This window comes from Wukongibacter baidiensis, assembly GCF_050888315.1.
GTDB lineage: Bacteria > Bacillota > Clostridia > Peptostreptococcales > Caminicellaceae > Wukongibacter > Wukongibacter baidiensis.
In genome coordinates this window covers 2,516,449-2,539,154 of sequence record NZ_CP138202.1, presented here as the reverse complement: position 1 = coordinate 2,539,154, position 22,706 = coordinate 2,516,449, and the positions used below count along the sequence as shown (strand labels likewise).

20 protein-coding genes are annotated in these 22,706 nt (G+C 32.8%); 13 read left to right on the top strand and 7 right to left on the bottom strand.

Annotated features, from left to right (window positions below; all coding sequences use genetic code 11):
- Positions 1–331 precede the first annotated feature (331 nt).
- Positions 332–1,603, top strand: coding sequence for a DUF1576 domain-containing protein (locus R9X47_RS11485; protein WP_432666962.1), 1,272 nt, complete (start codon positions 332–334; stop codon positions 1,601–1,603).
- Positions 1,600–1,944: a hypothetical protein gene (locus R9X47_RS11480; RefSeq protein WP_432666961.1), complete on the top strand. Its 345-nt coding sequence runs from the start codon at positions 1,600–1,602 to the stop codon at positions 1,942–1,944. Before R9X47_RS11485 ends, R9X47_RS11480 begins: the two co-directional genes overlap by 4 nt.
- Positions 1,945–2,025: 81 nt before the next feature.
- Here R9X47_RS11480 and R9X47_RS11475 read toward each other — a convergent pair whose 3' ends face one another.
- Both R9X47_RS11475 and R9X47_RS11470 read right to left on the bottom strand, forming a co-directional pair.
- Positions 2,026–2,523 carry an arsinothricin resistance N-acetyltransferase ArsN1 family A gene (locus R9X47_RS11475; RefSeq protein ID WP_432666960.1) on the bottom strand — a complete coding sequence of 166 codons (498 nt, stop codon included), beginning with the start codon at positions 2,521–2,523 and terminating at the stop codon, positions 2,026–2,028.
- A 20-nt stretch (positions 2,524–2,543) separates the two neighbouring features.
- The gene (locus R9X47_RS11470; RefSeq protein ID WP_432666959.1) at positions 2,544–2,987 is read right to left on the bottom strand and encodes a MarR family winged helix-turn-helix transcriptional regulator; all 444 of its coding nucleotides are present in this window, start codon (positions 2,985–2,987) and stop codon (positions 2,544–2,546) included.
- A 272-nt stretch (positions 2,988–3,259) separates the two neighbouring features.
- On the opposite strand from R9X47_RS11470, the gene R9X47_RS11465 reads away from it, so the two are divergent.
- Entirely contained in the window at positions 3,260–3,757 is a 498-nt protein-coding gene (locus tag R9X47_RS11465; protein ID WP_432666958.1) for a Csac_0668 family 2Fe-2S cluster-binding (seleno)protein, read from the top strand.
- A 69-nt stretch (positions 3,758–3,826) separates the two neighbouring features.
- Here the strand turns inward: R9X47_RS11465 and R9X47_RS11460 are convergent, their stop codons facing one another.
- Positions 3,827–4,603: a DUF6597 domain-containing transcriptional factor gene (locus R9X47_RS11460; RefSeq protein ID WP_432666957.1), complete on the bottom strand. Its 777-nt coding sequence runs from the start codon at positions 4,601–4,603 to the stop codon at positions 3,827–3,829.
- A 143-nt stretch (positions 4,604–4,746) separates the two neighbouring features.
- Between R9X47_RS11460 and R9X47_RS11455 the strand changes: the two genes are divergently transcribed.
- On the top strand, positions 4,747–5,202 hold the full coding sequence (locus tag R9X47_RS11455; RefSeq protein ID WP_432666956.1) for an SRPBCC domain-containing protein: 456 nt from the start codon (positions 4,747–4,749) through the stop codon (positions 5,200–5,202).
- A gap of 306 nt (positions 5,203–5,508) precedes the next feature.
- The gene (locus R9X47_RS11450; protein WP_432666955.1) at positions 5,509–6,003 is read left to right on the top strand and encodes a prolyl-tRNA synthetase associated domain-containing protein; all 495 of its coding nucleotides are present in this window, start codon (positions 5,509–5,511) and stop codon (positions 6,001–6,003) included.
- 181 nt (positions 6,004–6,184) lie between these two features.
- Here the strand turns inward: R9X47_RS11450 and R9X47_RS11445 are convergent, their stop codons facing one another.
- Positions 6,185–7,891: a sigma-54 interaction domain-containing protein gene (locus tag R9X47_RS11445; RefSeq protein WP_432666954.1), complete on the bottom strand. Its 1,707-nt coding sequence runs from the start codon at positions 7,889–7,891 to the stop codon at positions 6,185–6,187.
- A gap of 325 nt (positions 7,892–8,216) precedes the next feature.
- Here R9X47_RS11445 and R9X47_RS11440 point away from each other — a divergent pair, with 325 nt between their 5' ends.
- The 3 genes from R9X47_RS11440 to R9X47_RS11430 all read left to right on the top strand — a co-directional run bounded on the left by R9X47_RS11440 (position 8,217) and on the right by R9X47_RS11430 (position 13,166).
- Positions 8,217–9,221, top strand: a complete 1,005-nt coding sequence (locus tag R9X47_RS11440; protein WP_432666953.1) for a proline racemase family protein — start codon at positions 8,217–8,219, stop codon at positions 9,219–9,221.
- Between the two features lie 41 nt (positions 9,222–9,262).
- Positions 9,263–10,834, top strand: coding sequence for an HAL/PAL/TAL family ammonia-lyase (locus R9X47_RS11435; protein ID WP_432666952.1), 1,572 nt, complete (start codon positions 9,263–9,265; stop codon positions 10,832–10,834).
- Between the two features lie 73 nt (positions 10,835–10,907).
- Positions 10,908–13,166, top strand: a complete 2,259-nt coding sequence (locus R9X47_RS11430; RefSeq protein WP_432666951.1) for a xanthine dehydrogenase family protein molybdopterin-binding subunit — start codon at positions 10,908–10,910, stop codon at positions 13,164–13,166.
- An 81-nt stretch (positions 13,167–13,247) separates the two neighbouring features.
- Here R9X47_RS11430 and R9X47_RS11425 read toward each other — a convergent pair whose 3' ends face one another.
- A complete protein-coding gene (locus tag R9X47_RS11425; RefSeq protein WP_432666950.1) occupies positions 13,248–14,345 on the bottom strand; it encodes a 4Fe-4S binding protein in 1,098 nt (365 codons plus the stop codon).
- A gap of 284 nt (positions 14,346–14,629) precedes the next feature.
- Here R9X47_RS11425 and R9X47_RS11420 point away from each other — a divergent pair, with 284 nt between their 5' ends.
- Entirely contained in the window at positions 14,630–15,424 is a 795-nt protein-coding gene (locus R9X47_RS11420; protein WP_432666949.1) for a hypothetical protein, read from the top strand.
- A 101-nt stretch (positions 15,425–15,525) separates the two neighbouring features.
- On the opposite strand, the gene R9X47_RS11415 is transcribed toward R9X47_RS11420, so the two are convergent.
- Both R9X47_RS11415 and R9X47_RS11410 read right to left on the bottom strand, forming a co-directional pair.
- Complete coding sequence (locus R9X47_RS11415) at positions 15,526–16,905, bottom strand: alanine/glycine:cation symporter family protein (RefSeq protein WP_432666948.1); 1,380 nt, start codon at positions 16,903–16,905, stop codon at positions 15,526–15,528.
- A 537-nt stretch (positions 16,906–17,442) separates the two neighbouring features.
- Positions 17,443–18,039, bottom strand: coding sequence for a hypothetical protein (locus R9X47_RS11410; protein WP_432666947.1), 597 nt, complete (start codon positions 18,037–18,039; stop codon positions 17,443–17,445).
- 211 nt (positions 18,040–18,250) lie between these two features.
- Here R9X47_RS11410 and R9X47_RS11405 point away from each other — a divergent pair, with 211 nt between their 5' ends.
- The 4 genes from R9X47_RS11405 (at position 18,251) to R9X47_RS11390 (ending at position 22,602) form a co-directional block, all read left to right on the top strand.
- Positions 18,251–19,339: a GerAB/ArcD/ProY family transporter gene (locus tag R9X47_RS11405; protein WP_432666946.1), complete on the top strand. Its 1,089-nt coding sequence runs from the start codon at positions 18,251–18,253 to the stop codon at positions 19,337–19,339.
- A 414-nt stretch (positions 19,340–19,753) separates the two neighbouring features.
- A complete protein-coding gene (locus tag R9X47_RS11400) occupies positions 19,754–20,341 on the top strand; it encodes a GNAT family N-acetyltransferase (RefSeq protein WP_432666945.1) in 588 nt (195 codons plus the stop codon).
- Between the two features lie 37 nt (positions 20,342–20,378).
- Complete coding sequence (locus R9X47_RS11395; protein ID WP_432666944.1) at positions 20,379–21,680, top strand: hypothetical protein; 1,302 nt, start codon at positions 20,379–20,381, stop codon at positions 21,678–21,680.
- Between the two features lie 106 nt (positions 21,681–21,786).
- The gene (locus R9X47_RS11390) at positions 21,787–22,602 is read left to right on the top strand and encodes a GNAT family N-acetyltransferase (RefSeq protein WP_432666943.1); all 816 of its coding nucleotides are present in this window, start codon (positions 21,787–21,789) and stop codon (positions 22,600–22,602) included.
- The last annotated feature ends 104 nt before the right edge of the window (positions 22,603–22,706 follow it).

The following is a 22,706-nucleotide window of genomic DNA, read 5'->3' as shown; positions in this document are numbered from 1 at the left end:
TATAAGGTGTTTTAAAATGAAACACATGTTTTGAAATGAAACACCTATGGACAAACTAAATTTTTAAAAGTGATCTAGAATGAAACACATTGATACTAGAAACTGAGACTTTATAATAATTTTACCATATTGAATTAGAGCCAAAAGGATAAAACTAAGTAAGAGCAATGGATACAAATGTTAAATTTGTGTTGGCATAAAAATTGCAATGGTATATTGAGATGTGACAAAACAAAAACCTATTTATAGTAGAAATTATAGCTCTCTATATAATTAGGGTCTTTAAATAAGAATTATTTATAAAATCTATAAAATGAGAGGGGAACTGTTAATGAAGTCAATTAAAGAGGTTGACCTGCAAAAGAAAAAAGCTAATAATATTAGATATACGATTGTAACTTTATTTGCTCTTTCGCTAGTAATATTTGGTTTTCTTGTGGACACGCCAAAGGAAATATTTCAAGGGGTATATACAATACTAAAAGAACCCGATACATTAATAACCGACTACATAGGTCTTGGTGGTATGGGAGCTGCCTTTGTGAATTCAGGATTGCTGACATTAATATTTATCTATATACTTTATAGGTTAAGAATTAATTTTAATGGGGCAACGATCGCATCTTTATTTTTAATTGCAGGATTTGCATTCTTTGGGAAGAATCTTTTTAATGTATGGTTCATAGTAATAGGTGTATACTTATATTCAAGAGTTCAAAAGGAAAAGTTTTCGAAATATATATATATAGCGCTATTTGGAACTGCAATTGCACCATTTGTAACGGAAATAATGTTCAGTACAACGGCTCCAGTTGTAATTAGGGTGTCATTAGGAATTTTAGTAGGATTAAGCATTGGATTTATACTTCCACCTTTATCTTCCTATTTGCTAAGAGTACATCAAGGTTTTAACCTATACAATATTGGTTTTGCCTGCGGGATGATAGGAACTGTATTTGTATCAATTTTTAAATCCTATGGTTTCTTACCAAACCCGAGATTTATTTGGACAACGGGGAATAATAAAATACTAAGCATATATCTGTACACAATATTTTTAGCTATGATTTGCGTTGGTTTTTGTTTAAATGATAGATCATTTAAGGATTTCAGGAATATAATGAAGTATCCTGGAAGACTTGTAGCCGATTTTGTTATATTAGAAGGTTTTCCACCGACTTTAATTAATGTTGGAATTAATGGTATAATAGCAACAAGCTATATATTACTTGTAAGAGGAGATCTAAATGGACCAACAATTGGAGGAATACTGACTGTTGCAGGATTTGGAGGATTCGGGAAACATCCTAAGAACATACTTCCTATATTTCTAGGCGTATTTCTAGGAGCACTAACAAAAATATGGAGTATTAATGATCCAGCTATATTACTAGCAGCTTTGTTCGGAACAGCATTAGCACCAATAGCAGGTGAATTTGGATGGCAGTACGGAGTAATTGCAGCCTTCATACATTCATCGGTAGTCCTTAATGTCGGAGTCTTACATGGTGGGTTGAATCTATACAATAATGGGTTTGCGGCTGGTATAGTTGCTGCTATTTTAGTCCCTATAATTGAAGCCTTTAGAAAGGATGAAATATGATGAAGCATAACAAAAAAAGAATATCAAAGATAGTGGATGAACTAATTACCTACTTTTTTACTATGGGTGCAACGGATATTAATATTAAATTACAGGAAAAAAGTGATCACTACAAAATTTCTTTAAATTGTAATTACACTATTAAGGACAATGAAAAAATAGAAAAGCTAGTAAAATACTTAAAATGTGATAAACAAGAAGAAATGGAAGAGTACTATTGGGAATTAGCGGGTGACTGCGACGTTGACACTGAGCTTACCTTAGTGGGAATGATGACCGATAAAGCTGAGATTGACATTAGCGAAGATACCATAGAAGTAGTATTGTATAGGAATAAGTAATTAAGCATATAAAGATTATATCTAGATGTAATTAAATTATTAATAAAATTAGGTAGGATGTGATCAATCCTACCTTAAGTTTTATAAAAGCAATTTTTCCATAATTGTTATATCAATCCATTTGTTATCTAAAATTCCCTGTTTTATGTAGGTACCTACTTTTCTGAACTCTACAGAAGCATAAAGTCTTTGGCCCAATTGATTGGAGTCAAATGTACTCAGGACGAGCTTATGAAATCCTTGCTCTTTTGCAACCTCAACTAGATTATTAAGAAGTATCTTACCTAAACCCTTGCCTCTCATACTTCTTTTAATATAGATAGAAATATCAACTACTCCACTATAGGAGCATCTAGAATTGAAAGCGTTTAGAGATGCCCAACCTAAAACAGTACTCAATTCATCGGTGATAACTATTACTTTATGTTTTTCACTTCTATTTATCAACCACTGATTCATATCTTCTGTAGTGCGGAGTCTAGTTTCTAGGGTAGCAATTCTATCTTCGATCCCCTGGTTGTAGATAGTTGTTATTGAAGGTATATCTTCAATTGTAGCCAATCTTGTTGAATAACTCATTAAAATCCACCCCCCTCATTTTAAGAACATTTATTTTTATTGATAGCATCAAGAAGGAGATTTAAACTCTCTAACACTTGGCTCTCCTTATCTTTAGGTAAAGATTTGAAAATATTTGAATAATATTGGTCCATATTTTTTTCTATGGTGACAAATACTTCATTTCCCTGTTCCGTTAATTGTATTTTTACGTATCTTCTGTCACTTTCATCGGTCTCTCTTTCAACAAGACCTTGGTTTACAAGATTATTTATAGTTCTACTCGTTGTACTTTTGTCGAGGGTTAATATAGAAGCTAAATCGTTAAGTGTTATTTTACAAGCCCTACCGATTTCTACAAGGGCATGGCACTGAGCTATAGTAATTCCACAACAGGATGCACCATCCTTCTCTAAAATACCTAGATTTCTTACTAGAATTCTTATAAGTTCTCTTAATGTATTAACATTTGTATATCTAATCAAAATATCACCTCATAATTATTGTAACATCAAACAGTTGTATTTAACAACTAAAAAATACAACTATGTATACTAAATTTAATGATAAACTAAAATTAATAAAGATAAATAACTTTAAGGTTTAATAAATTTCAACTAAAAAATATAAAAGCATTCATTATTTTCTTTGAAATTTATTTTAAATATTAATGTTGTTTATCTATATAGGTTTCAAATAGTATAAATTAAAGTCTCTACTTGAATCCCTATAGTAAATTCTTTAGGAGGTATGAAGCATGAAAATAATTAATAAATCCTGTTGAAATAATGACTTAAATACTTCTAGTATAGAAGGGAATACAGCCTGTTTCAGTTGTGGTAGTTTAGGTACTGAAATAAAATATATAACAGTTAAGAATTTAATAAACGAGAAAAAAGAAAAGGAAATAGAAGAGGCTGATTATTTTTTATGTAAAAACCCCAACTGTGATGTTGTATATTTTTCAGAGAATGAAAACACAATTATTATGAAAAATGAAATTAAGGTACCAGTAGGGTTTAAAAAAGATGCAGACCCTAAATATCTATGTTATTGTAATGAAGTAACAGAAAACCAAATAATTGATGCAGTTATAAATAAAGGTGCTAGAAATATGAAGGATATAATTAGGCTAACTGGAGCTATGAAAAACGGCCAGTGTGAAATAAAGAACCCCTCGGGAAAGTGCTGTGAAAAAGTTATACAGGAAGCTATTAACAAGGGGATAAATGAGATGTTAGGAGGTACTGAGTAAGTGCTTCATTGAGGTCATTTTTCGAAGAAAAATCTGACCAAAACGAGAGGGTTCCATGCCCTTGAGTTTTTACTTATTATATTCTTCTGGTGTAATATTTAAAATAGATTTAAAGTCATTGATCATATGGGATTGATCTGAATATTCTAGCTTTGCAGCAAGATCAGCCCAATCAAGATGATTGTTTGATTCGATTTCCTTTTTTAGTTCTTGTAACCTAAACATTCTAATAACCCATTTAGGATTTACTCCTAAATATTTATCAAAGATTCTTTGTATACTTCTAACACTTATAGCGAAGTTGTCTGCGACTATTCCAACCGATGAAACGTAATTGTTTACACGAATAAAATTAACGATTTCTTCGGCCAGAATTCTTTTATCATCTACTTGACGCGGGTAGCCTCTAAGAATATCTTCAATATGCTCGATCTTTGACTGAGTATTATTAATATTGTTTAACTTACTCCAAGGTTTAGAATTAAGTACTTTTCCTATTCCAATTTTTCTATTGGTAAAAGTACTCATCTTCTCATTTGTAAAATTATTAAATGTACCTATCCTAAATTTAATACCTAGGATTTCACCATTTCCCCGTAGATTGTATTCAAATAGCTTTTTAACAACTCCCTCAACAAAAGTACCGTCACCATAGTTAACTATATTAATATGGGGATTGGGTATTATCTGTTGTTTGAACTCAGTACCATTTGGAAGGTTCCACTTTACAGACCAAAATAAATCAATGATAGATCTTAAATCATCACTAGGAGTAAATACATTGAAGCTTGTATTCTTATTTAATTCATTTATTTTCAATATAGCATTCAAGTACTTTGGCTTCATAAAGTTCCCCTGCCTTCCTAGATAATAATCTATCTTAACTTATTATTGTAGTAACAACAATTTTTATGCTGTCGCGTTTCTACAATACACCTCCATTGTATATCGATATAATGGAGATATCAATAGTAGAGGAGGGGACAAACATGAAATTAGAATACCACTTTTATATTGCGTCGACCCTAGATAGTATATGGTCAATCTTAACGACTCCAGAAGGTAGTTCAAAGATATTTTACGGAGCAAAGGTGAAATCAACCTTTAAAAAGGGAGAGCCTATTGAGTATATAGGTCCAGGGAGAGATGGTGAGAATACACTCCATATCCAAGGGCTGATAAAGGAGACTATAATTAATAAGAAGCTATCTCATACCTCAAGCGTTGGAGCGGTATACAGAGAAGGGGTGGAGAAATTTACTTCCACCATTACCTATGAACTTGAGGATTTAGGCGATTTTATAAAATTAACAGTTACCCATGATGAGTGGGATGAAAAAGATCCATCATATGAAAATACAAAGCAGAACTGGTGGCTTATGCTTTCAAATATTAAGACACTAGCAGAAACGGGAGAACCACTTAATATTGGTCTACATGAGTGAGACTAATATGCAGTTTTTGACTAGCCATATAATCCTATATTCTTATAGGATTTTTTCTTTATTTTCTTTTCAAAACTCTAACGACGTCTTATCACCTCTTAAAAAATTTCCCCTATTAAATAAAAAGTAAAAAAGGAATCCGGATATAAATATAGAATGTATATATCTCAAGTCAAGGTATTTATCATTAGCTATATATATAATTTGATAAAATCATCAGATAGATCATTATATAAGATAAAGCATAATGGTAAAAATATAATATAAACCGATTAATTACAATCTAAGCAAAGGAAGTGGATTCGAATGTCTATAGAAACTGAACAAAAAGTCTATGATGTCTTAGAAAAGTTAGAAATAGAATATGAAAAACATGAACATCCTCCAGTCTATACCGTTGAAGAAGCTAAAAAATTAGCTAAGCATGTAACTGGACAAGGGTGTAAAAACCTTTTTATTAGAAATAGAAGGGGAAACAAAAACTATCTTGTTGTTCTAGAAGATGAAAAAAAAGTGGACTTAAAAGAGTTATCAAAGCAAATAGGTAGCACAAGCCTGAGCTTTGCTTCAAAGGAAAGATTATATAAATATTTAGGACTTGAGCCCGGCTCAGTAAGCCCCTTTGGATTAGTGAATAATCATGAAAAAAACGTAGAGGTACTAATAGATAGAGACCTAGCTAAATCAGAAAATATTAGCTTTCACCCAAATATAAATACGGTAACTCTTACTATAACCTATAAGGATTTTGAGAAATTTCTAAAATGTTCTGGTAATGAAGTTTCCTATGTTGATATTTAAGGGAGGGTCTCAGAATGGTGAATTTCTGCGTTATTTGAAATTTCATCGACTTGGCACGTACATTAGTACTAGCCAAACCGCTGAAATTTCAAAACCTTGAACTTCATTCATTCTGAAACACCCCCGGGGCTGTACTCATAAGACTCCCTTATGAGGATATCCCAATAAAATCTAATAAATCCTATCTCTTTTTCAAACTATCAGTATTTATACCTAATTTACGTATTCGATAATGTAGGTTTTGCCTAGCTATACCTAGAGAGTCAGCAGCCTTGGTGACGTTACCACTATAAGCCGATAGAGCCTGTAGAATGGTTTGCTCTTCAGCATATTGAAGAACCTCAGAGAGTGAACCTGATTTTTGGTATAGTGAAGCAGGAAACGGATTTTTAGCATTGAGAAATTGCTTATAAAAGTATGATGGAAGATGCTCGAGGCTTATTATTTTTTCATTTTCTGCCATAACTATAGCACTTTCAATTAAATGTTCTAGCTCTCTAACGTTCCCAGGCCAATCATATTTTATAAAAGTTTCAATCAGATTAGGTGAAATTGAAGTTACATAAGTATTGTATTTTTGATTATATTTTTTTATGAAATGATTTATTAAAGGTTCTATATCTTCTTTTCTATTCCTTAATGTGGGAATAGCAACAGTAATAGTGGCGAGGCGATAAAATAGATCTTTTCTTAGTGTATTCTGTTTAATGCACTCCAAGGGGTCTTGATTAGTCGCGCTAATGATACGACAGTTAATAGGGATTTCAACCTTTCCTCCGATTTTACGTAGCTTTTTTTCTTCTAATACTCGCAGCAACTTTGCTTGAAGGTTTAAACTCATAGAGTTCAGTTCATCTAGAAAAAGAGTACCCTTTGCAGCCTGTTGGAAAAGCCCTGGACTATCTACTGCACCAGTAAACGCCCCCTTTACAGTACCAAACAAAAGGCTTTCCAATAAAGCATTAGGTATAGCAGCACAATTTATAGGTACAAAAGGTTCATTTCTTCGAAAACTTTCTTCATGAATACTTTGGACAAAGAGTTCCTTTCCTGTTCCGGTCTCTCCTACAACCAATACACTACTATCGCTTTTGGCTGCCTTTTTTGCTTCCTCAACTGCCTGTTTAAATAATTTATTAGTTCCAATAATATCCTTAAAATTATATTTGCAATTAGGATTCAAAATCTTAGTGATATTACTCTTAAGCTGTTCTTGTATTTCTATAGTCCTATTTAACAATTCCTGCATTTTTGCTGTACTTCTAGTTAAGGCATAAACGCCAACAATTCCTTTATTGTGAAATATCGGAAAATAGTCACAGCTAATATCAACATAATTGCCCTTATGTGTCAGGAAGTTACCATAAACCCCTAATAGCGGTTTTCCAGTCTGCAAAACCTTAACAAATTCACTTGTTTCATCAGTTATGCGGTAAACATCAGTATTTTTCCTGCCAAGAACATCCTTCCGAGAAAGTCCTTCTAAATTTTCACTGGCCTTATTATAGATAAATATTTTACCATCCGTATCAGCACAAACTATACCTTCACTAATGTTATCAACTATTGCCTCTAGAGAAGATAGCCTGATCTTTTCATGCTCATGATCTGTAATGTCAGATATAAATCCTAAGTATACTTTGCTTTGCTTCAGTGTTTCTTTTTTCCACTCTATATTAAGAATTCTATCACCATAGGATATCTTTTGTGAGTTTGAATCAGGATTAAACTGAGGAGCAGTGTCATTCAAATCATCATAAACCTTTACATCTAGGACGTGATCTACAAACCTATTCAAAAATAGTACCTTGAAATTTTCATTCAGGACAATGATTCCTTGCTTCATATTATCAAAGAGCATGTCCATTAACTCTATAGGAAATGACAAATAAAACACCTCCGGCTTTAGCTTATAAAAGTGAAAATTTTTTTTTCGTGAAAAGATTTTTTTCACTTTTCATTTTACTATATACAATTGATTCCTCGATGACTAGTGAAAAATTTTTTTGCATATTTAAAGGAAGAAACACATAAGCAAAGGAGGTTAGCTTAATTAAAATCTAGAGGCTCAAAGATCTCTATGAAACATATAGTATAAAAATATTAGTATTTCCAATAGTTTTAAGCCTTGGAATGAGCAAATTAAAAAACTTGGTATGAAGATTGCTTTTATATAGCATGGGAATGATTAAAGGAGTTAGGAGGGGAAAGGTATGAATTTAGCAAATTCAATCAACATAATTGATACACATGCTGCAGGAGAGCCAATTAGAATCATTACCGGTGGAATTCCTACTCTGCATGGAGATAACATGTTTGAAAAGATGGAGTATATGGAAAAAAATTATGACTATCTGAGAAGTGCTACGATGTGTGAACCTAGAGGCCACCGAGAAATGGTGGGAGCTGTTTTAACTGAACCTACAACAAAAGAGGCTCATATTGGACTGTTTTACATCGATACTAGGGGATATGCTCCAATGTGCGGTGCTGGTGCCCTAGCAGTTGGAAAAGCAATGGTAGAAACGGGGATGGTAATAAAAAAAGAACCTGTTACAACAGTAGTAATGGATACACCATCTGGACTGATTAAGGCCTACGTTACAGTAGAGGATGGTGAAGCTACAAGTGTAAGCTTTGAAAATATTCCATCATTTCTTTATAGGACAGATGTTGAAATTACAGTTCCAGGCCTAGGAGAAATTTCTGTTGATATAGGTTATGGAGGCAATTTCTTTATATTCGTAGATGTTGAACCATTAGGACTAGAAATAGCTCCAGAAAATATGAGAACTATGGCTGAATTAGGAATGATAATTCTTAAATCTGCTAATGAGTCCATAAAGGTAGAGCATCCATCCAAAAAAGAAATTACATTCTTGAATGATTTAATGTTTTGTAAAACACCTGAAAAACCTAATGAGAACTATAAAAATTTTGTTGTATTTGGAGACACACAAGCAGATCGATCGCCATGTGGTACGGGAACATGTGCTAGAATGGCCAGACTATATGCCAAGGGTAAGCTCAAACTAAATGAGGAATTTGTTCATGAAAGCGCAATAGGTACGATTTTTAAAGGTGAGCTCATTAAGGAAGAAAAGGTTGGTGATTTAGTCGCTGTCATTCCAAGGCTTACCGGTGAAACATTTATAACGGGATTCAATAACTTTGTCATAGATGAAAAGGACCCATTGAAATATGGATTCTTAGTTTAATGAATATAAAACAAATAAAGAGAGCTAGGAGAGTGGATTAGATGATATTTAATGAAAGCACGATATTAACAAATGACCCTAAGAATATTGAAAAGGTTATACTGGGGAAAAGTGAAATTACAATTGAAGAATTTGTTGCCGTTGCAAGATATGGCGCACCTTTGGAATTTTCCAACGAATACTGTGAAAGAGTTATTAAGTCTAGAAAACTAGTAGAAAAATTTTTAGAAGAGAATAGAAGAATATATGGGGTTACAACAGGCTTTGGAGAAAATGTAAGATATGTGATATCACCAGAGGATGCAGAAACACTTCAAAAAAATATTGTTCGTTCCCATGCTTGCTCTGTTGGAAGACCATTGGAAAAAGAACTTGTAAGAGCTATACAATTAATGATGCTCCTTAATACAGGCAAAGGCTATTCGGGTATATCCCTAGAGACAATAGAATTGATTAGAAACTTACTTAATAATGGTGTTACACCCTATGCGCCAGGTGAAGGATCGGTAGGGTACTTGGGAGTAGAAGGTCAGATAACACTGGTATTAATGGGGGAAGGTAAAGCTTGGTACCAAGATGAATTAGTTAGCGGAGATGAAGCCCTTAGAAGAGCTGGACTAGAAGCTATAAGCTTAAAGTGTAAGGAGGGTCTTAGCCTATTAAATGGAACAACGTCGGCAACAGGACTATCGATACTAGCTATCTATGATGCTGTAAATGCAGCTAAAGCCATCGATATTACTGGAGCCCTTACATATGAAGCCCTAAAGGCCACAGTTAAAGCCTGTGATAAAAGACTTCACAGTATGAAGAAACATATTGAACAGAAAAGGACTGCAGAAAATATTTTAAAGATATTAAAAGATAGTGAAATATCGGAAAAATATATAGATAGTAAGGTTCAAGATGCCTATGTATTAAGATGTACTCCACAAATGCACGGAGCAGCAAAGAGGATTCTCCGTGAAGGTTTAAGATCTATATACGATGAGATGAATTCTGTTAGTGATAATCCAATAATATATCCTGAAGGCGATGATGGAGTAGGTCTGATGGGTGGAAACTTTGATGGATCATACGTAGGTTCCCACGCCGATTGTGCTTGTATCGCCATGGCTACACTTGCAAAATTGTCGGAAAGAAGGATTGACAGAATGGTGAATAGACATCTTAATGACTTTCCGGCATTTCTAGTGAAAAATCCTGGATTGAATAATGGATATATGATACCTCAATATACGGCAGCAGGCCTAGTAGGAGAGATTAAAGTATTATCCCACCCTTCTACAATAGATAGTATATCAACCTGTGCTAATCAAGAAGATCCAGTGAGCTTGGCATACTTTGCATCTAAAAAAGCATATGAAGTAGCAAGGAAACTTCAATATATAATAGCTATAGAACTTATGGTGGCGGCTCAAGCATTAGATTTCCTAAAACCTCTTAAATCTTCAACAGTTACACAGGCAGTATATGATCTAATAAGGGAAAAAGTAGAACCCGTAGACGAGGATAGACATTTTCATCCTGATATGGAGTATATATATGAGCTTGTTCGTGAAGGAAAGATATTAAAAGTAGTTAAGGATATGATTGGAGAACTTGATTTTTAGCCATGTAGAGAATAGGTTTTTATAATCGGTTGTTTTGGATATTAAACCCGGATTAAACAAGGATGTGAGGATAATGGTTGATAAATTTAAATATATAGGTAAGAGCTTTCCCATACATGATGCAGACAAAAAGGTTAGAGGCGAGGTAATATATGCAGGCGACATGAAACGAGCAAATATGCTACATGCTAAACTGCTCTTTAGCCCAATTGCCCATGGTATAGTAAAAAAAATCGATACAAGTAGAGCAGAAGAGCTGGATGGTGTTGTAAAAGTATTCACTCATCTAAACTCACCGGGGAAGCCATTCAATCGTTATAGGACTATATCAAAACAAGGATGCTGCCCCGAAGACGAACTTATACTTACGGATAAAGTCAGATTTGTAGGAGATCGTGTAGCGGCGGTTGTAGCAGAGAGTTTGGAAATTGCAAATAAAGCAATTGACCTAATAGAGGTTGAATATGAAGAATTACCTATTATGATAAACACTAAGGAAAGCTTAAAAGAAGATGCTGCAAATATTCATACTAGGGGTAATTTAGTCGGTGAGTGTGACTTAGAGGTTGGAAATAGTAATGAGGAGTTTGAAGAAGAAAAGATTGAAGTTAAGAGTTATATTAAAACACAAAAGATGCATCACGTTGCCATGGAGACCCACGCATATATAGCAGATTTCGATAATACGGGAAAGCTTACTATCTGGACACCAACTCAAGGCGTCTATGGTGTTAGAACTGTTGTAGCTGACTTACTTGAATTAAAATATAATAATGTACGAGTAATAAAACCACCTATGGGTGGCTCCTTTGGAGCTAAACAAGAATTTATTTTAGAACCCCTTGTAGCATTTATGGCTAAAGAAACAAAGCGCGCTGTAAAACTACAATTCGATAGAAAAGAAAGTATAATAGCTACGATGACAAGACCTGCTAATGAAACCAAAATAAGAACAAGCTTTAGTGAAAACGGGCAGTTACTTGAGTGTCATGTAGATAATACTCTTGATGCAGGAGCCTATGCTGGCAGCTCCCTCGATCAAATCCATGCAATGTTAAAAAAGATACCTAGACTGTATAGAATATCACGTTACAAACATAAAATTAAAGCAGTATATACAAATACCCCGGTGGCAGGAGGTATGAGGGGATGGGGGTCACCAGAAATGATCACTCCTATGGAAATTCATATGGATCAAGTTGCAAGGAAGTTAAAAATTGATCCTGTAGAATTGAGGTTAAGAAATCTAGTACATCCCTATGATGTCGATACCAGTACGAATCTTTCACTTGGAAACTGTAGGGCAATAGAATGTCTTGAAAAGGGAGCAGAGCATTTCGATTGGAAGAACAGGGGAGATGCTAAGAAGACTAACAGGCGATATATAAGAGGCATTGGAGTAGCCTGCGGAGCCCATAAAAATGGTATGTATGGCGGCGGCTTTCCTGATTTCACTTCGATGACTTTAAAAATGAATGAAGATGGTAGTTTCAACTTGATTTCTTGTTTACACGATGTAGGATGTGGAACAGTAACATCTATGAAGCTAATAGTTGCAGAAGTTTTAGATATAGCTCCGGATTTGATATCCGTTTCAGAAGGAGATACAGACTCTACCCCATATGATTTTGGTTCCTATGGTAGCAGAGTAACGTATGTAGCCGGTGCATGTGCCAAAAAGGTAGCTGAAAGTGTAAAAGAAAAGATATTATTAGGAGCAGAGATGATTTTTCAAAGGCCTAAAGAGCATTTAGAGATAGGAAATGGAGAAGTGCGGATAAGAGGTAAGGAAAAGAGTAAGTTAAGCTATCGAGAGATTGCAACTACTACTAAATTTAAGCATGAGACTGATATTATTGCCACCGAAACCCATAGATCTAAATCAAATCCAGGAGTCTATGGAGCTCATTTTGCAGAGGTCGAAGTAGATACACTAACGGGATTAGCAAGGGTAACTGATTATCTGGCAGTGCAGGATATAGGAAAGGCTATAAACCGTGGAATGGTTGAGGGGCAAGTTCAGGGAGCAGTACAATTGGGTATAGGATATGCACTATGTGAGGAAATTAAAATAGATGACAATGGAAAAGTAATCAACGACAGTTTCGCAAAATATCATGTAATTAATGCACCAGATATGCCCGATGTTAAGGTTCTATTGGTAGAAGATGGCGGAGATGATGGTCCCTTTGGAGCAAAAAGTGTAGGAGAAATTGCAACGGTTCCTGTAGCTGCTGCTGTTGTCAATGCAGTTAATAATGCTTTAGGTACAAATCTGTCTGATCTACCACTTACACCGGAGAAGATAATAGAAGCATTAAAAAATCATTAAAATGCAAGAAATATTACAGGGATTGTACTCATAAGATTACTTCATGAGACAGCCCCTGTAATGCTTTTTAACTTGAACTTATTATGCTGATTTTTTCTTGTACGAATTCTTTTTCTTAAAGACATAAGGAAAAAGAGAATGTCCAAATAATCCGGATAAAAATAAATACAAGGCAACGATTCCTATAGATAATCCAATTGCATTTTTTAAAGCAAAAGGAATAACAGCTAGGGTTAATCCTAATATTACTCTAATACCTCTTTGATGATAGCTCATATTGAAACCAGGTACTTTATCTCTAAAATCTACAATTGTTAAAACATTTTTAGGACATTTACGCACACATCGCTCACATCCCATACATTCTCCCGTATCAATCATACCCGTTTCATGTATCATGCTTTGTATAGGGATTCCCATATCACATTCTCTTTCGCAAATACCACAGTCTATACATTTACTAGCATCAGCTACAATTTTATATGGACCAACCTTATTAAGTACAGCCCAAGTAGCTGACCAAGGACAGGCATAACGACAGATATTTCTATGGCCTATTAATGGAATAAGTAGGATTGTCCCATAATAAATATCGAGAATAAACTTATATAAAGGCTTTTTAAAAGTAGCGTTAGCATTCTGCGGATTTATAATTAGATAAACTAGAAATGACCATACCAAAATAAGCATAATCCATTTTAAATGACGAAGCTGCCACCAAAACTTACCTTTCTTTGTTTTATCTCTAAAGGCAAAGCCAACAGTTTCTCTAGTAAAAACGCAGGTACAGTTCCAACCGCAATCGGCTCTTTTTCCAAATAGAAGAACAGCTATGAAAAATAAAAAGAATGCAATAGAGCCTATGGTATGATATGCACTTGTTAAGGATGTAGTAGAGCCATCAACTACCGGAATTTTTCTAAAGAGAACAGGAAGTGCAATCCAGTAGATTCCAAATAAAGCCAGCATCCATTTTAAACGCTTTTTTTGAAACTTATCTTTTTCTTGACGAATTCTCCAAATACCAAATATCGGTATCATATAAAATTCAGAAAAGGCATTAATTGCCACTATTTTTCCCCCTATAGGAACCTTTATAGGATAGAAATGTCCAGATGCAATCCATAGAAGTGCAATTAGACTAAGAAATTTTGTGACATTCACTTTGTTTTTAGACATTTTACTCCCCCTACTTAATGTTTGTTAGAATATTATCAATATCCTATATTTTATGATACAGCATTATTCGACAAAAGGGTATAATAACTTGGTGTGTATTAAACATTGTTATGTACATTAGGGATTATTATAAGATTATAAATTTTATTAATATTTAATCACATGAGCAAATTACATAATTACCATATATATCTTTATATATCTTTGCACTATATATAATAAGGAGTATAATTAATATGTTGCATCATAAGAAAGATTACATCATCATGAGGGGGAGGCATCTAATGAGTCAGAAAAGCAAGGGAGGATACAATAAGCAAAAATTAATTTTCCTATTAATAGCCATAATAATTCCATTAGTGTTATTTTTTAATTTCCATGAAGCAAAAAATAGATTAATAAAGGATAAAGTACTTGAAAAAAATATTAAACGAAAGCTCAAAGAAAAGGGATATAAAGGAAAAATAACGAAATCAAATCTGGAGGAGGTAACAATTTTATTTGTAAAACGCAGTGAAGATGTGATGAGCTTAGAAGGAATAGAAAACTTAAGTAATTTATCAAGTTTATATATCTACAATGCTAAAAAAATAAAGAATTTTGAGATGTTAGCTTCTCTCACAAAGCTAGACAGTCTTGATATTTTTCACGTAGATTTAGATAAATTTTTAGAAGTAGAAGAATTTCCCGCATTAACGGAACTAGATATACATGTAATTAACTATACATCTAACATGCATTTTAAGGGCGATCAATTCCCTGAGCTTAGAGTTTTAGAATTACAGAACGTAGACTTAAAGGATTTATCGATTATCAAAGATTTAGATTCAATTGAGGAATTAAAACTGAATCATGATAATATAGACAGTTTGGATGGAATAGAGAATCTAATAAACCTTAAAAAATTAGAAATTTCAAATGCAACAATAGATGATATCCATAAGATTGAGAATTTAAAATCCTTAGAGGAAATAGAAGTATTTCAAAGCGAAGTTAACAATATTGAAGTGTTTGAAAAATTACCTAACGTGAAAATAAAATATAAGAATAAAAAAACAGGGGAATTATGGAAGCCCTAAGTCTTAGTTAGATTTTTCTACGATAAACGATCTTAATAATAGGGGATGTGTCATAAAGATTTCTTGTGACGCATCCCCTTACTACACTGCCGTATTAGATATTAGGCAGTTTTTTTATTGTGTTTTCTTCCGCTCTTAAGTTCGTCAAAGTACTCTCTAGTTTCATATACTATGATGCCACTCAATCCAATAATGGCGATAAGGTTTGGAATAGCCATTAATCCATTTACTATATCAGCTACAATCCATATAAGATCTAATTTAAGATTGAAAGCTCCTAAAGCTACAATTCCAATAAATATATATCTATAAGGTTTTATACCCTTTACTCCAAATAGATACTCTGTGCATCTTTCACCATAATAGTTCCATCCTAAAATAGTTGTAAAGGCAAAGAACATAAGGCCAATTGTAACGATAAGCTGCCCTACATAAGGTATTGGTAACCCTGAATTAAAGGCTGCATTTGTCATAGCGGCACCTTCTAAGCTTGAATTCCATGTACCAGTTAATATAAGAACTAATCCTGTCATTGTACAAACTATTATTGTATCGAAAAAAGTACCAGTCATTGAAACTAAGCCTTGTCTTACACAAGACTTTGTTCTAGCAGCTGCAGCAGCTATCGGTGCACTTCCAAGTCCAGATTCATTAGAAAATACTCCCCTTGAAACACCGCTTCTAATTGCTAACATAACACTTGCACCAAGAAATCCTCCTGATGCAGCAGTTGGTGTGAAGGCACTTTTGATAACTAAAGAAATGGCCTGAGGAAGCACATTTACATTATATAAAAGTATCATTAAAGATCCTAGTATATAGAAACCAGCCATAAAAGGAACTGCCAGCTCAGCTACTCTAGAGATACTTTTTATTCCTCTAAGTGTAACCAATGCTACTAATATTGTTAAGATAATCGAGCTAACCATAACAGGGATATTTAAGGTGATTTTTGCTGCATTTGTAATTGCATTTACCTGCGGAAATGTTCCTATTCCAAAGTATGCAACGCCTATACCAAATATAGCAAAGGCCTTTGCCAGCCATATATTACCTAGACCCTTTTCGATATAATACATCGGTCCACCTGACATTTCACCATTCTCATCTATAACCCTATACTTAACTGCTAATAATCCTTCTGCATATTTAGTAGCCATGCCAAAGAATGCCGCAAGCCACATCCAGAATAAAGCTCCGGGACCTCCAAGCTTGATAGCCGTTGCCACTCCAACTATATTTCCTGTCCCAATTGTAGCCGCCAAAGCAGTACACAAAGCTGCAAAACTTGATACATCACCTTCTCCAGTACTGTCTTCATCCTTCGAAAATAAATATTTGATTGCTAGAGGTAATCTTATAACTTGAAGTAATCCTAGTCTAACTGTTAAAAATATTCCTGTGCCCACTAATAAAATCAATAATGGTGGACCCCATACAAATGAATCAATTGCTTTGAATAGTGCTAAAACTTTTTCCATGTCTATACCCTCCAGTCGATTTTTATATTTCTGCGTTAATATTTAATTGCTAAATATTAACACTAGATAATAATAACACGTTGTTATTTTTTTATCAATATATTTTAACGAATTTCTTGTTTTTATTATTTTGAATTCAATGTTGTGTCGGTGAAAACCTGATATTTGCTTGTGGATTGCTATGGGGGGAACTTATAAGTAGCAAATACATGTTACAAATCATTAATATTTTGTTATTTAAATATCAATGTTTGCTTGTGAAATATATGTTGTGATTAATAATGACAGAAAACAAATAAGGGACATAGGTGTTGGAAGGAGAATTTAAAAAGAGCATGATTATAAATTACTATGAAAGTTGCAATTTATAATCGTGCTCTATGTCTTATAGAGAAAGTTTCTGATGTGTACAGTTAACTTTTTTATAATACATAGGAAATTATAAACCTCTTGAAATTGTGGACAAATATAATTTCCGTAATGTATTTCAAAAAAGTCAACCTTGAGAATCTTTATAAAAGACTTTTTTACTTCTTGTTACCATTGATTGTTTTCATTAGCTTCAAGAATTATAGATACACAAGGAATGTAAAATAATCCGTTGTTACGACAGTTAAAAGTCGATCTCAAATCTTTTATTTCCAAAGCTTTAGATAAATAATCAATATTATCAAACTCATCATCGAGATCCCAGTCCATTTCTAAGAAGAGATCTGTATTTTTATATCTTTCATTAATTATCTTGGAAATTGATTTCCACAAATTAGTTTGAGAAGGCCATTCCGAACGTTGTTCAAATATTTTAGGCGATACATTAATAGTTGTATACGCGCATAAGTAGGTTTCTTGGTCAGTGATATTAGAATCATCCGTATCATCGCCATAATTCAAAAACATTTTGTGTCTTTCGAGATGTGTAGTTTGCAGCTTAGAGTAAGTATAAGCTGGCTTATCGGATACATCTTTTTTTAGAAATAATGCAAACTCTAAGTATGTGCAATTATTTCGTTTTGCTTCTTCAATGAGCCTATAAATATCATTCTGAGTAATAATTGTATCAATATGATTTGAAAGTCTTAGAACCTCTGGATCAACTTCCTTTTCTTTTTTAAACTTCTTTAAAAAATTAAACATACTTGATTATCCCCCATTTATAAATAAAATTTCTGTTATATATCTTTTCGGCAAAAAAAGTAGAAGAATTAACTATTTTAATTAGAATAGTTTAACAAAAGTCTACTAATAAATTGTAATTAGTTTGAGTAAAATAAATGATAAACTATTTAATTTAAATATTAAAATAATAATCTATTTAAAATCTACAGTAATTAGAAGGAGTAAAGTAGTGAAAAAAGAAGTTGTTTCTAATAAACAAGGTATAGCGCTTATAGTTACGTTTATAATAGGTTCTTCTTCAATATACGTAATGGGACTCGAAGCTAAAAGAGATGTATGGTTGGCTGTTCTTTTATCAATATTTATGGCATTTCCTGTAATTCTTATATACGCTAGAATTCATTATATATTTCCCGATAAAAACTTGTATGATGTTATTGAAATTTGTTTTGGAAAATTTATTGGAAAGGGAATAGAAGTAATATATGTTTTGTTTCTTATAGATACTGGAGCTGCTATTTTAAGAAATTATGGTAACTTTATTAGTACGGTTTCTTTGTATAATACTCCTTTAATTATACCAATGATATGCCTTGGTATTCTATGTATTTGGGGAGCAAAAGAAGGAATTGAGACTTTAGGTAGATGGGCACAACTTTTTTTTATATTACCTATCGCTCTTATACTTATTATTGCATTGCTATTAAGTTCTAGGATGGATATAAATAATATTCGTCCTGTGTTTTATAATGCTATAAAACCAATTTTTAAGGGAGCCTTTGGAAGTTTTTCGTTTCCATTTGCTCAGGTTCTTCCATTAACTATGATTTTCTCTAGCTTTAGAAGAAAAAAAGATTACTATAAAGTCTATAGTTTAGGTTTGTTGATAGGAGGAATGGTCTTGTTTATAACGTCCTTAACTAACGTTTTAGTTCTAGGAGTAAATGAAATAACAAGATTAAATTTTCCTACCTATGCTTTAGCTACGAGATTAGGTTTTTCTAGGGTTCTAAACAGGATGGAGGTAATTCCAGCCATTCTATTCATTTTAGGAGGCTTTGTAAAAATAAGTATATATTTAATAGCTATCTGCAAAGGAATTGAAAAGATATTTAAATGTCCAGATTATCGATTTATAGTATTTCCTATCTCTCTGCTAGTAATCAATCAGTCCTATTTATCATTTGATAGTATAATGTATTACTTTGAATGGAGTAATGAAGTATGGATATATTATGTTTTTCCATTTCATGTGATTATACCAATTATTATATGGATTACCGCTGAGTTCAAAAAGAAACGATTAAATAAAGTGTAATGAAATATCAACAATTCTGATACATGACATATTAATAATGGTTTGACTAGATATTCCTATGAAGATTGATAAGTCATAGGGATTTTCTTTTGTAAGAAATTATGCTTTAATATAATTAGCTAAATATTACCAATAATAGTTAGAGGAATTTTATAAAATTTGCATGATTAATGTTTCCGATAGGCTCAGATGTAGCTGAAAAGGCTTTGGGATCATTAAAAAAATCAATTAAATCAAAGTATCAACAGTTCCAAACTATTGATTTAGTTTTTCATTAGATTTTGTTAAGGTATGTAAAAAACTAACATTATTTATTTTAGGCATATTTTTTCCAAGGGGTATAAACTATACTTAGAATGTAAGATAACTTTTGAAGATGTAGTGAATATATGAAGATAAATAGGAGGGGCATTGATGAGAGATATTAATTATGAAAATTATTTTTGGCAAGATGAACTTGTTCGTTTACGGTCCATACAAGATAATGACTGGGAAGCATATTACTATAATCGTTTTGACACATCAGCACGTCGTCTTCTTAACTGTGAAGTTGAATTACCTCCAACTGAGAAAGAGGCAAGAGGGTTTGTTGAGAACTTTATAGACTTTACACCTGGTAAGGGGAGATTAATGTTCACAATTGAAAACAATGATGGTGAAAATGTTGGAGCAATAAATCTAAATTCTATTGATGAAAAAAACGGGACATTTAGCATTGGAATGCAGATAGATCGTGACCATCGTGGGAAAGGCTATGGTACATCAGCAATGAGGATTGTACTACGTTATGCTTTTTTTGAACGTAGACTTAACAAGTATTATGGTCATGTTCTTGAAGGCAATATAGCGTCAGCCAAAATGATGAAGAAGTTAGGCTGTGTTAACGAAGGTAGGCGACGTCAAATGATTTACAGTAATGGAAAATATCATGATGAAATTTTATTTGGTATAACCAAAGAAGAGTTTGAACTAAAAGAGAAAAGTATTGCAACTAGCAAATAAGGAATACAGCAATATATAGGTTGGTCAGGGGGATCACATGAGAATAATAAAGATTTTTATATTCATAACAATATTAATTTTATTTACTGCTTCTTGTTCAATGATAAAAGACTCAACAGAATCAACTGTATTGAAAGATGTTATTGAAGAAGAGAGCAAAAATAAAGTAGAAGCTGAAGATAAATCAAATGAAGATGATAGGGTAATTGATGGTAGTAATAACAGAGCAAGTGAATTGGTAAATAAGATATTAGTAGGAATAGACGGGGTTAGTGTGGATGCTTTTTCTAAAAACGATGTAGTAATTAATGGAACAAAATATTACTATGTTGAAGTCGTATTTGAAAACAATTCTGTATTACCACTATTTGTTGATGTAAATACAGAGCGTTTGTTTAGCTTTGAAGAATTAGATTTTAACAATACTTTAGAACGTTATATGCTATCTAATTTAGATGATTTACAAAACCAAGGTATTAAAATTGACGAATCACAGTCCTTCTGGACAAATTTTAATAATTGGGGCGAAGTGAAATTTACATCCTGTGTCGTTGAAATGAATGGCAAAAATACATCTAGGTTTTATTTGATTGACCATAAAAATAATATTGTATCCTATTTACCGAAGCATTATGGTGACCAGATGGGGTGGATATTTGATAAAGTGAAGGCAGTAGCCTTCAAAGATTTAGATAATGACAATGACAAAGAAATAATAATAATATCTGATTATTTAAATGGAGTAGATGGAGAGGTTCCATTCTCGATTTGTGATGTATACTTTCAAGAGGAGAATAAAAATTTTATAACTAATAAAAAGCTAACGGGAGAAATTAATGAAAATGTCAATATACATACAATTCAAGACATAATAGACCATATTAATCAAAATATAGGGAAAGAATTAAAAGGCGCACAGAATAAAGTGCACTCTATATGGAATGGTAAATGGCATAAAGGTGGGAATGAATTAAAAGGGTCAAAGGGAGACTTATATATTGAAACCTATGATGAAACTGGATTTAAATACTCCCTCGATGCTTGTTGGATAAGCAGTTATACAGATTATGATGGGAAAGAGTATGATATTTATCACGATGGAGGTATTGGAGGCAGAGCAATTTTTAGCCCGATAAAAAAACAGGCAGTTTACAAGTTAGCCGACGATAAAGAAGTTGAAGATTATACTTATGAAGAATATAAAGATTATAAGTTAATTTTTCGTATATTAGATAATGAAACAATTGAAATCGAAGAAATTGGCGATAAACATGGGATATCGCCATGGGCAGGTATGCATGTGAAGTATTCTGGCATTTATAAAAGGGTTAAAGAATAGTTCTTTTTAAAAAAATTAGATATCTGATCTTAGCCAGAATAATATATGAATATATATTAAGTAAATTTTTTATTATGAAATTTTCCATAGAAAAGGGGTCTTGGGAATGGAAAAAATACTGCAAAGCGATTATTATAAAATTTCTAATCTACTCAATGAAGGTATTAAATACCCAGAAGTTATATCAATAATAGAAGGCAATAATCCAGGTGTGATTTTTGTTGATGATATTGATAAGCCGAAAACAGCATTAGTATGGAATCAAGGGATGAGAGGATTCTATTTCGTTGGGGATAATGAAAGCAAGTTATTTTTACAGAAAATTAATAGGTTTATGAATGCCTACATAGCTAGGTTTCTAAAAGATATGGATATAGAATATTTTGAAGTGTCCGGAACGACTCAGAGTTGGGAGAATACTATAGAGAGTATTTTTGGTGATAATGATTTAAGAAGTTGGAAACAGTTTATATATCGTTGGGATAATAGCATTAAGATAAAAGAAGAGGCAAATGAATTTAAGTATAGTATATATTCATTAAGCCATAAAGAGGCTAATCATCACAAATACACTAACTGGAAGTATTATGAAAATGTCTTAAATGAGTTTTGGGGTAGTGTAGACCAATTAGGTGATAAAGGAAACTGTTACTATGCTGCCCATAGAAAGAAAATAATTGGAGTTTGTTATAGTGCCTTTATTACATCAAATATTAAAACAATAGGAATAGAAACAGACGAAGAATATCGGAAACAAGGAGTTGGATATAATTTAGCCCTTAGATGTATATCAGATGTATTGGCGGAAGGGAAACTGCCATGGTGGGATTGCATGGAAAAAAATCTTTCATCAAGAGCACTAGCAGAAAAGTTAGGATTTGTTAAATCAAAGGAATATATATGCTATCGATTTAGTATTTAATTATCCATGTTATCATTTTAAAATTCCTGCTTATGAACTGAAATGCCATGAGCATTTAAGCAAAGCACTATCATAAATTGCTTTGAAAATTATAATTTTATGCA